The organism is Planktothricoides raciborskii GIHE-MW2 (genome assembly GCF_040564635.1).
GTDB lineage: Bacteria > Cyanobacteriota > Cyanobacteriia > Cyanobacteriales > Laspinemataceae > Planktothricoides > Planktothricoides raciborskii.
In genome coordinates, this window is sequence record NZ_CP159837.1 from 5,081,283 (window position 1) to 5,094,000 (window position 12,718).

The following is a 12,718-nucleotide window of genomic DNA, read 5'->3' on the forward strand; positions in this document are numbered from 1 at the left end:
AAAAATTTTCCCTCAACCCCTACCCAAAATGAACGAAATCGTTATAACTTAGTATAACTATTTAGCGATGAATATAAAAAAACATGGTTACATCTCCACCGCAACCCAAGATCGAAGAACTCAAGCCCGGAGTTAAAGCCCCGACGAAAGAAACTTTGCTGACGCCTCGGTTTTATATCACTGACTTCGAGGCGGTGGCTAATATGGATATTTCCAGTCAGGAAGAAGAACTCAAGGCCATGATCGCCGAAATGAAAGCGGATTACAACCGGAATCATTTCGTTCATTCTAAAGAATTTAAGAAATCTTGGGAGCATATTGACGAAACAACGCGCAATATTTTTATTGACTTTCTAGAACGGTCTTGCACCTCGGAGTTTTCTGGATTTATCTTATTTAAAGAATTGTCTCGTCGCCTCAAAGACCGCAGCCCGATCTTATCAGAAATCTTTGCGCTGATGGCCAGAGATGAAGCCCGTCATGCGGGATTTTTGAATAAGTCTATGTCGGATTTTGGCATCTCTTTAGATTTAGGCTATTTAACCAAAAACCGCACCTATACTTTCTTTAAACCTGAGTGGATTATCTATGCGGTTTACCTCTCAGAAAAAATTGGCTACTGGCGCTATATCACGGTCTATCGTCACTTAGAAAAACATCCAGAAAATAACTATTATCCTTTGTTTAATATGTTTGAAAGCTGGTGTCAAGATGAAAACCGCCACGGCGATATTTTCAAGGCATTACTGCGATCGCAGCCCAAAATGTGGGATCATTGGACTGGTCGCTGGTGGGCGCGTTTCTTCCTCTTAACCGTCTTTGCCACCCACACCTTAACCGTGCAAGAACGGTCAGATTTTTATGACTCAATTGGCATCAACGCGACCGAATACGATCGCCACGTCATTAGAAAAACCAACGAAACCTCTGGACGTGCTTTCCCGGTGATGTTGAATGTGGAACACCCCGAATTTTTCCCTGGTTTATATCGGTGTTCCGATCGCAACATGAAGATGAAAGAAATTGACGCCAGTAACGCGCCAAAATTCGTTAAATCCTTGCGGAAATTGCCCTTACAAATTGGCATTTTTGCTGATTTAGTCAAACTCTATTTTATTCCAGCAATTGACGCGGAAGCCACTAGAGGCACCGTTGCTTAAAATGCCGAAATAAATTATCCCAATTTCAAATAAGGAGAAACGCGATAAAAAGCGTTTCTCCTTTTTGTTATTAGTACCCAACATAACAAATCAGCGAACATTGTATAGAACTTACGCATGAACCCTATTCGTAGGGTGTGTTAGCGAAGCGTAACGCACCAATACGCGATATATAGATTCGTTGCGTAAGTTCTAATTGTAGTTATTTTTACTCAGCCCTGCACATCCAGCCCCGATCGCGTAAGTTATAATCATAAGATGCCCCAAAAAGTCAGATCGTAAAAATGTCATGCCCTGGAAAAGCCGGAATATATCTAGCTTATGTTTCTGACCATAAAGCAAAAAGCTCAAAAATGATGGAGTAAATCTGATGCTAACGATGACAAATCGCCCACAGCGCTTTCAAAGCTTTGAGGAATATCTATCAGCTAATAATGATTCAGAAACTTTTTGTGAACTATTTAACGGAGAATTGATCGAAATGCCCCCCGAATCAGGTTTTAATGTGCAAATTGCTACTTTTTTATTACTGAAATTTGCCGAAATTGTCGGTTATCGTCGAGTCCGGGTTCAAGGATTAGAATTAGAGGTGAGGGGGGAACCGAAAAATCGCTATCCTGATTTAACCATTATTAGAGAAGAACATATTCAACAATTATCAACTCGGAATACAATTCGCCTGTCAATGGCACCGCCTTTATTAGTAGTTGAAGTGGTCAGCCCCGGAGAGTTACAACGGGATAGAGATTATGTTGCCAAAAGAATTCAATATCAAGATTGTGGCATTCCTGAATATTGGATTGTTGACCCGCAAACTCAGACGATTTTGGTGTTGGTGCTGGAGGGAAATACTTATATAGAATTTGGCAGTTTTTCCGGGGATGATTTAGTGGTTTCTCCAGGATTTAGAGAGCTTAATTTAACGGTTGCCCAAGTGTTTGGGGCAAGTTAGGTTTTAAAATTTAAGTTTTAAACGGCGATCGCTTTGATAGAATAAAAGCAAGAAGTCTAATATTCAAGTTGCGATCGACGTTTCGCTCAAAATATGGTGGATATTAATCAATCTATTCTATACCGCGAATTTATTCCTTTAGCGGAAAATACCGGGTTAATTATCCCATTAAGCAAATGGATATTAGAGTCGGTTTGTCAACAAATTCGGCAATGGGAAAAATTGGGGTTAACTCCAGTAGCAATTTCGATTAATCTATCCAGTAAACAGTTTCAGCAAGCAAATTTAGCTGAGAATAGCTGAGAATATTTTAACTACTTTAAAAAAATATCAGGTCAGCATGGTTGCGAATTAATTCAAGACTATTTGATTAGTCGCCTGCTGCCTGCAACTGAATTTACGAATTGGTTTCTGAATTTTTCGGCAGCGAGTATCTGATAATTAATAGACTTAATTAATAGACTATACAATGATGAAAATCAGAATAATAAATAATTAATTAAATTAATTTTCAGTAAATTAATAGTATAAAAGCAAAAAAACCTGAAAACAGGCTTGATATAGACAGATTTTGTAAACAATTTGACCCGGAAATAGAAATAATCAAGAAGATAATACCTTAGTCAAGTCAGTCTGCCGCGCTTGGCATTATAAATTAAGCGATTAATAATGTCCTGATGTTCTTCACTCAAAGCATTTTGTAACAGGGCATTACCAGTCTGGAGGCGATCGCAGTGAGTCAATTTACCAGAACAGAGGCTTTGATCAGAGATTTCTTCTAAGCTAGTGGGGGCTTGATTGTTAAAATATGTCATCATCGGTTTTTGATCGCAACTCTACTATTTCCAGTATGAATCAAGATCGGCGAAGTTCCGGTGATTTCATGGGGCAGTCACAAGTGATCTATTGCCAGAAAATTTGCGATCGCGATCGCTGACACTTGGTTAAATTCCCTTCAAAATTCATTTATGCAAAACTCACCCATGAGCGATCGATGCTGGTTTTTGTAACATTTCTTAAAAATTTTACCTAAAAAAACCCCAATTTTCGTTTATCAGATAAATAAAATACCCCTGTAGGGGCGAAGCATGACCGCAGTAAATTTATGCTTTTAAACGATAAAATATATCCGGTCATGCTTCGCCCTTCCGCCGAATAATTGTCAACTGTAGGGGCGAAGCATGACCGCAGTAAATTTATGCTTTTAAGCGATAAAATATATACGGTCATGCTTCGCCCTCCGTGCATGACCGCAGTAAATTTATGCTTTTAAGCGATAAAGTATATACGGTTATGCTTCGCCCTCCCGCCTGTAGCCCAGATATTCGACGCGGGCAAGCCCTAACTTAGGAAAAGTGGTTTAGCCCATAGAAAATTGCTGTAGGTTTAAAGGTCATAGATCAGGGCTTCAATGGCACTAGGATTTTCTTCGCAGTAGCGATCGAATGGGGTTTTTTGCTTTTGCTCGCGACGGTGACAAGCAGCAGCTTGCAGTTCTTCCACAATATCCCAAGCCACGGCACTTTCACGAGAAGTCACACCTTTTTCTTGGCTAATTGCCCGGGCTTCTGCGATCGCGGCTTGAATATTGGCCTCTAGTCTTCTGGTTCTTTCTTGCTCAAAATTCCGTTCTAAGGGTTCATTGATCAGATTAACGCCGACTTCCTGGGGTTTTGTTGCGAGGACCTGAATCATAACCGACTTTTCTCCTAATAAAAAATAGCTCGGAGTGCGCGGATGAGTCCCATCAGGGAACACCTGTTTACTTCTTGGTTTTATTGTAGCTTACTGAAAAAAAATTCGGGAAATTTTTATAGTAATTTAATATTATACAATTTACAAAAATTCATCCAACAGCCCCTAACATTCTTCGGTTGGGCAAAAAAATTTACCCAACCTACCATATATGATGGTGAAATTTTGCCCACCCTACAATATAAATACTATTGTAGGTTGGGTTGAGGCCACGAAACCCAACATTATCTCTATTTTCTATTACTTTGAGTTGGGTTTCACTTTCGTTCAACCCAACCTACTAGGGCAGAGGTTATGATTATAAATGCGATTCCATCTTGGGATTAAATTCCAGTAGCTTAAACTTTGTGATATCGCAAACGGTAATCGAACAACCATCGTTAAATTTTACGGCAGTCAAATAATACCAGAACTGCTCGTGATGATTTTCCCAGTAGAATTCTTGCTCGATCGCTTCTCCCGTCTCAACGACCTCTACCAGCGAATCAAATAGGGTAGGAGTAAGTTGATTGAGCAAATGTTTCAGGGCAGACTGATTCATAAGCTTTGTTCGTTTTTGACCTAATAACTTAGCAAAGACCGAATTCACCACCAAACAGCGAAAATCGTTAATTTCTTCAGTTAGCGCATCCCTGACCGCTTCTATGGCAGCAATTCCATCTTTGGAACTGTTCAACAAACTGGCAAGTAAAGCGCGAGATTGGTAGAGAATTTATGCGGTTTTTTTATGGTGTTCGATTTCTTCTTTCAACTGTTTTTTTTGTTCTTGAATAGTTAGTTGAGTTTTAATTCTAGCCAGGATTTCTTCTGGTTCAAAAGGTTTCGTGATATAATCTGAACAACCTAAGTTAAAAGCTTTTACTTTATCTATCGGTTCGTCTAGCGCACTTAAGAAAATGATCGGAATTTCTGAGGTGACTTCATCAGCTTTTAGAGCCTTGCAAACTTCATAGCCATTCATATCGGGGATTTTAATATCCAGTAAAATGATATCGGTTGGATTGTGGCGGATGGAATTTAATGCCATCTTACCGTTGCTGAAACTGCGAACTTTATAACCATGTTTACTTAACAATTTTGTTAAATATTGTTGGATTGATATCATGTCTTCAACAATTAATATATTGCATCGGGAGGGGGGGGGGAGGAGTAACTTTTATCATCGTTATTTTCTGATATTTGTGATTTATATAAAGTGAATTTATTACCGTAATTTTCTATCCCTCGTCGCAGGTTAGTTTTGGTAATTTTGTGCCCAAAGATGTCGGAAAGATGCTGCCATAAAATGTAGGCTAAATCTTTCACATGACCGACGGTAAGATATAAGCTTTGGGCAAGGTTGCTATAGGTTTCTTTGTCCCAAGCTGCTTTGATGATTTCTTTTTCTGGGGGAGTCAGTTGTTTCCCTGTTTTGGATTCCAGGATCGCTTCGATAAATTTCAGTGCTTCTTCGCTAGTCATGGTTGACTTGGTAGTCTGATTCGTTTTTGGACTGGGCATTTGCATCTTATCAATCAACCATGTTTGCGATCAATAAGCTGGGATCATCAAAATTCATCAGCTAGGCGATCGCGCCCTTGTCCCAGGCAGCAAGTAAAATTCATGCGGATCTGGAATAGCTCCGCAAAAACACGGGATCCAGTTTGGGCTACCTGGCCGAATTGTGCGACTCAAGTTTTTTTGTCCTTCTGGGGTATCAGTGGACTGTCCCGCGATATGCACCTTAGAAGCGAGATCGCCTATCAGCTTGCGTTTGAACCCCTGATTTGCCGTGGCTGATGGGACGATCCGACTTTTCCGACTTTACAAATCCGACTTTCCCGACTGACAGAGGTTGAGGAGGGAAGGCATGATAGAGACATCAAAGAGCTAAAGAGATCGTGATACCAAACACAAGCTGCTTGAAGAGCTTTTAAAGCCCTGTGCCGGACACATACCGCGTTAAAAGTGGTAGATGTTCAGTCAAAAAAACAAAGAGTAAACCTAAAAAAAAGGAGGAAAAATCATGCGTGGTTATCGTTAATATGTAATTTAATATAACTCAAAGAATTCATCAGCATTCACTGAATGGCATTTTGCTGATGAAGTCTAAATTCGATAGTTTTATTTAATGTATTGAAAGAGGATATCGAGCATGACGATCCCGATATTTGTCTCTGGGATCTTCTCGTCAGGTATGAGAAAGAAAAAGTCTAGGGTGTGTCGATAAGCATTTCTCTTCTCACGGAAAACAATCTCTCCTGAGTTTAATCCCCTAAATTTATAGGGGTACGCGATTTTTGCTCGAAGTACATAATTAAATCCTCCCCGCCTACGATGTTTGATTGAGGTGGGGAGGATTTAATTATGACATTATCCAAACGGGGAATAGCTATGAATAATAATGAGTACCCAAGAGAAACTGTGAGGTGCGGGAGTTTATCCGACTTTTCCGACTTCATCTATCCGACTTTTCCGACTGACAGGGATAGGGTTTATAGGAAAAAAAACGAAGTGAAATAATCTCTAAAACGAGACTTTTCCCCTTTGTAGAATAACAACCAAGAGAGCGATCGCGCCTCATCTAAAATCAAAACCATTTTAACCGGAAAGCGATCGCCCTACTTATCCCAGAGAGCGATCGCCTTTCCTTTGGCGCAAGAGTCCTACTCCTCTACTCCCAAAGTCAAGGATGCGATCGCCTTACTTATCCCAGAGGGCGATCGCTTTTTTGTGGAGAGACAGGCAACGATCGCTTTGGGGAATTTGGCAGGGAGATCGCTTAAAAAGACCAAGGATTAATAATTACAACACCTGTCCCGGCAAAGTCTTTTTCATTGCGAGTGACAAGTGATAGAGAGTTATGAATTGCGATCGCGGCTAAAGTCCAATTCTTCGCTGACTTCAGCTAGTGGGGATTGACGGAAAAATTCTGAGAGTTTACTTGATTGATCTGGGTGGCTGTTGCGATCGGGTGCAGTCAGGCTTTGGGCAAGCAGTTGGATAATATACAGTTTATCATTGAGCGAAAGCTGTAACAGTTGTTGTTCTAGTTCTGGAATAGCCATGATGGAGTTTCACTGGAGGATAATTTTATTTTATTTTATTTTATTTAACTTTTTCCATTGTACCATAAATCTCTACGATGCCGTAAGCCAGAAAGCGATCGCCTTACTTGTTCCAGAGAGCGATCGCCTATTTAATTCTTCTGCTTGGAACCAATAACCGATCTACGGTCATGCTTCGCCCGAAAGGTTAAATCCTTCTAATCAAGAGATAGATTCAAACTAAATCCGGGTAATACATTTTCCCCGGATAATTCGGTGGGAAGATTTCGCAATTCTACATCTTTTCCTGGGCGATAAATTTCCACTTGTTGCTGCTGGGGGTTAATCAACCATGCCAATTGCACCCCGGCATCCATATATTCTTGCATTTTCGCACGCAACATTTGCAAATTATCGGTTGCTGACCTTAATTCAATCACAAAATCCGGGGCAATAGGAGGAAATTTGCGTCTTTGTTCCGGGGTTAATGCTGAGTATCTTTCCCGGCGAATCCAAGCGGCATCCGGGGAGCGATCGCCCCCATTTGGTAACTTAAATACAGTGGAAGAACTGAAAGTATAACCCAGGTTTGTTTGCCGATTCCAAATTCCCAAATCGATAATTAAATCTGCTTCTCGATTTCCGCTATCGCCTCCTACTGGTGGCATAATAATTAGTTCTCCTCTGGCAGTACGTTCAAAGTTCAAATCGCGGTTATTTTGACATAACTGGTAGAACTGTTCGTCACTCAGGTGAACGGTATCTAAATTTAATGTTAAGCTACTCATAACCTTACCCCTAGCCTGAATAATTATGGATATTATATTACAGCGGTTGTCAGGGGCGAAGCATTCCGGCAGTCTATTTAATATTTTCAGCAGTAGGGGCGAATGGCCATTCGCCCCTACACTGCCGGAATGCTTCGCCCTAAGAATATTTTAAGCAGTAAGAGCAAATTATGACTGTAGTAAGGGCGAAGGAAGCATGACCGTAGTAAGGGCGAAGCATTCCGGTAATTAATTTAATATTTTAAGCATCGTAGGGGCGAATGGCCATTCGCCCTTGTACGGGCGAATGGCCATTCGCCCCTACGGAATGCTTCGCCCCTACAATGTATGCTAGATCATATCATGTTACAAGGGGAAAAATGGAAAATTATCAATTATAATATTAATGATAAAATTTTAATGCCAAGTGGTGACAGGGGCTTGGGTTTCAACGAGTAATTTGCCTTGAGAAATAACATAAAGTACCGTAGATCGATCGCGCATTGCCTGAAACCGATTTTGGGCATTTAATACAATTAAATTAGCGGGTTTACCCACGGCAATGCCATACTGATTTTCTACTTGCAAAGTTTTCGCCCCATGAGCCGTAATCATGTCATAACAAGCATCAATTTCTGCCAGTCCGGTCATCAGGCAAACATGAATCGCCATATTCGCTACATCTAGCATATTTCCGGTGCCTAAAATATACCAAGGATCTTGAATACAATCATGTCCCAAGGAGACATTTAATCCCGCTTGCCACAGTTCTTTTACCCGTGTGACACCCCGCCGTTTGGGATAGGTATCGGTGCGACCTTGTAGGGTAATATTAATTAAAGGATTAGATACAAAATTGAGGCGCGATCGCTCCAACATTCCCAATAGCTTATAGGCATACGCATTATTATAAGAACCAAACGCCGTTGTATGACTGGCGGTGACTTTTTCCCCGAAACCCGTTTTAATCGCCCAAGCATTTACCACTTCCAAAAAACGCGACTGATCATCATCAATTTCATCACAGTGAATATCGATGAGTTTCTGATATTTTTCCGCTAAGGCAAAAATCTGCTGAATCGAATTTACCCCATCTTCTCTGGTTAATTCATAATGAGGAATTCCCCCCACTACATCAGCCCCCATTGCCAGGGCTTTTTCTAATAAAATGGCGTTTTCTGGCTGACTATAAATCCCATCTTGGGGAAATGCCACTACTTGCAAAGTAATCCAATCTTTGACTGTTTCTCTAACTTCTAATAAAGCTTGCAATGCGGTTAAACTGGGTTCGGAAACATCCGCATGACTGCGGACAAATAAGACTCCTTGGGCTGCTTGTTGCTTTAAAGCAGCGATCGCCCGTTTTTTGACATCGGCTAAAGTTAAATTTTGCTTGCGTTCTCCCCAAATTTGAATGCCTTCAAACAAAGTGCCGCTTTGATTAAATCGCGGTTCTCCCGCATTTAAAGCAGAGTCTAAGTGAATATGAGACTCGACAAATGGCGGACTGATTAAATTGCCGTTTAATTGAATTTCTTGCTTGACCTGCTGGGGCAATTGGTTTTTAATGGCAGTAATGCGGCTATTTTCAATTAAAATATCCACCAGTTGACCATTGATTAATCGGCCTTGACGAAGGATTAAAGCATCTGATATCATATCTTAAGTTATTTTAGGTTGCGATAATAATGGGATAATACCAAATTTTTCAAAATTTCCCAAAAGATTAGCGATCGCCTCCAATCCACCTTGAAAGAGTGCTTTAGGATTTGTTGCCGGATTACAGGATTACAGTAGACAATTCTGGCTTTCACTATAAAAAGCCTCCCCTTTTTTAAGGGGGGTTGGGGGGAGCGATATCGGTATGAAAGCATTCTTGTCTAGGGTTTTTTAAGTCATAAATATAATAACCGCGTAGGGGCGAAGCATTCCGATATAAAATTTTGGCTTTTAATTAATAAAATTATCTGCGGTCATGGGAAAGCCCCTACAAGCGATGAATTACAAATTGCCAATTCTACTAACTGGCCAATATCTTTTTGTTGCTTTACCAATAATATCCTCTTCTGGGACAAAACCCCAATAGTGACTATCGTAGGAATTATTCCGGTTATCGCCTAGGACAAAATAAGAATTTTCCGGTACGACTGCCTGCCCATAGTCGTAATTAGGGGATTCCTCAATGTAGTCTTCCTGTAAAATTTGATCGTTGATATAAACTTTTCCATCTTTGACTTCAACCTTGTCTCCGGGCAAGCCAATTACTCGTTTAATGAAAGGATCCTTAAAGTTTTCCTGCCTTAATGCTGCGGTAGGATTAAACACAATAATATCTCCCCGTTGCGGCTTTTTAAATCGATAGCTCCCTTTATTTATCAAAATGCGATCGTTGATTTCCAAGGTGGGCAGCATTGAGCCAGACGGTATATCACGAGCCTCAAAACCGGAGTTGAAAGATGACCCAGGCAATTGCAGCAATAAGACCACCAAAGTAATCCGTAAAATTAATTGGGGGGATTTGGGTCTGGTCGTCTTGGCAGACATATAAGCGTGGTAAACGCATGAACTCGGTAATACTATAGAACCGAGTAAATATCCAATTAAACCATATTTAATTGATAGGATACTCACGATGATTAGCAGGATAAAAAATAAACTTGCCCATTCCCATTCTCCCAGATAAGCATGACCTAATCCGGGAATAACTCTAGATAAAAATACCGCTAACCAGGGGTCTTTTTCACTTTTGCGGATTCTTTCAAAATCCGGGTGATTCGCTTTTATGGCGCAGCGATGAGCATCAAACAGATTGAAAATAACCAGGAGGAAAAACATGATGCCAAATTGAACTCCCGGCGGCTCTGCTAATCGGCCAGCTAATCCGAATAATATTATAAAAAATAATAAACATAAGGAGGAAATAATCAGGATTACGCCTCTGATTTTATGACCTGCATAGATTTGACCAATTCCAGGGAATAGGCTGGATAAGATGACTGCCAGCCAAGGTTCTTTGCCGGTGATAGATGATTGTTTTGTCATGGTTTTTCCTCAATAAATTCTCAGCCAATATTAACTACAGTTCATCAGCCGGTGATGGGCTTTCTATCTTCTCGTCTGATGCCCATAAATCTGCTGTCAAATCGTCGAAATTTGCTCCCGGATTACAAGGATCGCCTAAGAGGTCTAATAACCGTTGACGATGGTTGACCGCTTCAATTAAACTGGGCTGAATTTCAATGGCCACCCCATAGGATCTAATGGCGTCTTGATAGCGGTGTAATTTTTCAAAGACTTTGCCCCGTTCTACCCAAGCAGCGGTGTAATTGGGCTTAAGAGAAATGACTTTATCAAAGGCATTAATTGCCTGAGAATAAGCTCGCATTTTATCTAAGGTTTTGCCCCGTCTAAACCAGGGTTCATAATGGTTTTGCCAGATATTAATCGCTTGGTCATAAGCGGCTAAAGCATCAATATGACGCTGCATTTTGTTTAAAAATTCTCCGCGTTTTAACCACGCATCTAAGTTATCGGGCTTAATTTTAATCACCGTTTCATTGGCAATAATGGCATCATCATAAAGTTGCAACCGTTCTAACATATCCCGCCGTTTTAACCAGGCTTGATAGACTAATGGGTTGGATTCTGGGAGTAAGTTAATTACTTTATCAAAGGCGGCGATCGCATCTTTATATTGATGCAAAGATTCCAGGGCTAACCCCCGTTGATACCAAGCTTGGACTAATTTAGCATCAATTTGTAGGGCATTACTGTAAGCAATAATCGCTTCTTTATATTTGGTTAAACCATGTAATGCCATGCCCCGTCCTAACCAAGGCATTGCCCAAGTAGGATTAAATTTTGTGGCTTGATCGAAACAAGTTAAAGCATCAACATATTGACCCCCATCAGTTAATGCTAACCCGCGATTCATCCAAGCTTCGGGCCATTGGGGTTGCAATTCTAAAGCGCGATCAAAACAAGAAACTGCCGCTTTTGACCATTGATGTTTTAAAGCCATGCCTTTATAAAACCAAGCATCTGGATTGGTGGGCACGAGGTTGAGCACTCGGTCATAAGAAACCACCGCATCGGTATAACGTCCCAACTCGGCTAAACATACACCTCGGTTAAACCAAGCGGGGGCATTTTCTGGTTCTAATTCAATTACTTGGTCATAAGAAGCAATCGCGTTAGTGTGGTCTTGATATTTTTGTTGGGCAATCCCTAAATTAAACCAAGCGACGGCATTTTTCGGTTCTAATTTTAAGTGTTCTTGAAATGCCGCGATCGCCTCTCCATTTACCTCTAATTTCAGCAAAACCATCCCCAGATAATACCAAGCTGGGGCAAGTTGGGGATTATATTTCAGAGTTTGGCGATAGGCTTTTACTGCCCCTGGATATTGTTGCAATTCATCTAAACACCGGGCGCGATAATACCAGGCTTCGTGTTGCCGAGAATTGATTTCAATCCCTTGATCTAAAGACGCCAATGCTTCTTCATAACGGTGTAAGTTATACAGACAGCAACCCCGCCATGTCCAAGCCCAATTGTCTTCAGATTTAATGGCAATTACTTCATCAAAACAGGCCATTGCTTCTCGATAAGATTGCAGGGCAATTAAGGTTAGACCCCGCTTGATCCAAGCCGACCGAAATTTGGGCTTTCTTTCGATCGCCCGGTCATAGAATGCGATCGCACTTTGATATTTTTTTTGGGCATACATCTCATTACCGCGATCATAATCTGAGAAACCACCCAATAAATTGCTAATCCAATCCCAAAGAATTGTCGTGAGTTTTGGTTTTGTTGCCCGTCGCTTCGGTTTCGTCCGGGGAACCGCAGCGGTTACGGGTATCTGTGGATCCGCATCCGGCAATGGCATCGATGCAAATTCTGCCCCTGACGGCGGTTGGTCAGAAGTCGAATAAGGACTTGGGTTGGGACTTGGATACGGACTTGGATACGGACTTGGATACGGACTTGGATACGGACTTGGGTTGGGCGATCGCAAATTATCAGATTCAGTCATCTTAGATTCACTCATAGTATTAG

Annotated in this window: 17 protein-coding genes; 7 read left to right on the top strand and 10 right to left on the bottom strand. The window is 41.0% G+C overall.

Features of this window, described 5'->3' with window-relative positions:
- Positions 1-83 precede the first annotated feature (83 nt).
- From acsF to ABWT76_RS21750, 3 genes are all read left to right on the top strand, one after another.
- Entirely contained in the window at positions 84-1,160 is a 1,077-nt protein-coding gene (acsF, locus tag ABWT76_RS21740) for a magnesium-protoporphyrin IX monomethyl ester (oxidative) cyclase (protein WP_190877380.1), read from the top strand.
- Positions 1,161-1,539: 379 nt separating this feature from the next.
- Positions 1,540-2,112: a Uma2 family endonuclease gene (locus ABWT76_RS21745; protein ID WP_190877379.1), complete on the top strand. Its 573-nt coding sequence runs from the start codon at positions 1,540-1,542 to the stop codon at positions 2,110-2,112.
- Between the two features lie 93 nt (positions 2,113-2,205).
- On the top strand, positions 2,206-2,415 hold the full coding sequence (locus tag ABWT76_RS21750; RefSeq protein ID WP_054465421.1) for an EAL domain-containing protein: 210 nt from the start codon (positions 2,206-2,208) through the stop codon (positions 2,413-2,415).
- 320 nt (positions 2,416-2,735) lie between these two features.
- Here the strand turns inward: ABWT76_RS21750 and ABWT76_RS21755 are convergent, their stop codons facing one another.
- Positions 2,736-2,930 carry a hypothetical protein gene (locus tag ABWT76_RS21755; protein ID WP_242049821.1) on the bottom strand — a complete coding sequence of 65 codons (195 nt, stop codon included), beginning with the start codon at positions 2,928-2,930 and terminating at the stop codon, positions 2,736-2,738.
- On the opposite strand from ABWT76_RS21755, the gene ABWT76_RS21760 reads away from it, so the two are divergent.
- A complete protein-coding gene (locus tag ABWT76_RS21760) occupies positions 2,921-3,049 on the top strand; it encodes a hypothetical protein (protein WP_277926687.1) in 129 nt (42 codons plus the stop codon). The two genes, ABWT76_RS21755 and ABWT76_RS21760, sit on opposite strands and share 10 nt — an antisense overlap.
- Positions 3,050-3,498: 449 nt before the next feature.
- On the opposite strand, the gene ABWT76_RS21765 is transcribed toward ABWT76_RS21760, so the two are convergent.
- The 4 genes from ABWT76_RS21765 to ABWT76_RS21780 all read right to left on the bottom strand — a co-directional run bounded on the left by ABWT76_RS21765 (position 3,499) and on the right by ABWT76_RS21780 (position 5,367).
- Positions 3,499-3,807 (bottom strand): Calvin cycle protein CP12, encoded by a 309-nt coding sequence (locus tag ABWT76_RS21765; protein WP_190877377.1) that lies wholly within the window; start codon positions 3,805-3,807, stop codon positions 3,499-3,501.
- 358 nt (positions 3,808-4,165) lie between these two features.
- On the bottom strand, positions 4,166-4,543 hold the full coding sequence (locus ABWT76_RS21770) for a hypothetical protein (protein ID WP_190877375.1): 378 nt from the start codon (positions 4,541-4,543) through the stop codon (positions 4,166-4,168).
- Positions 4,544-4,579: 36 nt separating this feature from the next.
- On the bottom strand, positions 4,580-4,972 hold the full coding sequence (locus ABWT76_RS21775; RefSeq protein ID WP_354634944.1) for a response regulator: 393 nt from the start codon (positions 4,970-4,972) through the stop codon (positions 4,580-4,582).
- 11 nt (positions 4,973-4,983) lie between these two features.
- Positions 4,984-5,367, bottom strand: a complete 384-nt coding sequence (locus ABWT76_RS21780; RefSeq protein WP_354634945.1) for a hypothetical protein — start codon at positions 5,365-5,367, stop codon at positions 4,984-4,986.
- 1,131 nt (positions 5,368-6,498) lie between these two features.
- Here ABWT76_RS21780 and ABWT76_RS21785 point away from each other — a divergent pair.
- On the top strand, positions 6,499-6,648 hold the full coding sequence (locus ABWT76_RS21785; protein ID WP_354634946.1) for a hypothetical protein: 150 nt from the start codon (positions 6,499-6,501) through the stop codon (positions 6,646-6,648).
- A 59-nt stretch (positions 6,649-6,707) separates the two neighbouring features.
- Here ABWT76_RS21785 and ABWT76_RS21790 read toward each other — a convergent pair whose 3' ends face one another.
- On the bottom strand, positions 6,708-6,914 hold the full coding sequence (locus ABWT76_RS21790) for a hypothetical protein (protein WP_354634947.1): 207 nt from the start codon (positions 6,912-6,914) through the stop codon (positions 6,708-6,710).
- Here ABWT76_RS21790 and ABWT76_RS21795 point away from each other — a divergent pair.
- Positions 6,913-7,071, top strand: a complete 159-nt coding sequence (locus ABWT76_RS21795) for a hypothetical protein (protein ID WP_354634948.1) — start codon at positions 6,913-6,915, stop codon at positions 7,069-7,071. The genes ABWT76_RS21790 and ABWT76_RS21795 overlap by 2 nt on opposite strands.
- A 40-nt stretch (positions 7,072-7,111) precedes the next feature.
- On the opposite strand, the gene ABWT76_RS21800 is transcribed toward ABWT76_RS21795, so the two are convergent.
- The 4 genes from ABWT76_RS21800 to ABWT76_RS21815 form a co-directional block, all read right to left on the bottom strand.
- Entirely contained in the window at positions 7,112-7,681 is a 570-nt protein-coding gene (locus tag ABWT76_RS21800) for a Uma2 family endonuclease (protein ID WP_190877358.1), read from the bottom strand.
- 396 nt (positions 7,682-8,077) lie between these two features.
- A complete protein-coding gene (gene codA, locus ABWT76_RS21805) occupies positions 8,078-9,319 on the bottom strand; it encodes a cytosine deaminase (protein ID WP_054465414.1) in 1,242 nt (413 codons plus the stop codon).
- A 342-nt stretch (positions 9,320-9,661) separates the two neighbouring features.
- Complete coding sequence (lepB, locus tag ABWT76_RS30710; protein WP_375341529.1) at positions 9,662-10,204, bottom strand: signal peptidase I; 543 nt, start codon at positions 10,202-10,204, stop codon at positions 9,662-9,664.
- 532 nt (positions 10,205-10,736) lie between these two features.
- Positions 10,737-12,548: a tetratricopeptide repeat protein gene (locus ABWT76_RS21815; RefSeq protein ID WP_054465412.1), complete on the bottom strand. Its 1,812-nt coding sequence runs from the start codon at positions 12,546-12,548 to the stop codon at positions 10,737-10,739.
- On the opposite strand from ABWT76_RS21815, the gene ABWT76_RS21820 reads away from it, so the two are divergent.
- Positions 12,542-12,700, top strand: coding sequence for a hypothetical protein (locus ABWT76_RS21820; RefSeq protein WP_156331596.1), 159 nt, complete (start codon positions 12,542-12,544; stop codon positions 12,698-12,700). The genes ABWT76_RS21815 and ABWT76_RS21820 overlap by 7 nt on opposite strands.
- The last annotated feature ends 18 nt before the right edge of the window (positions 12,701-12,718 follow it).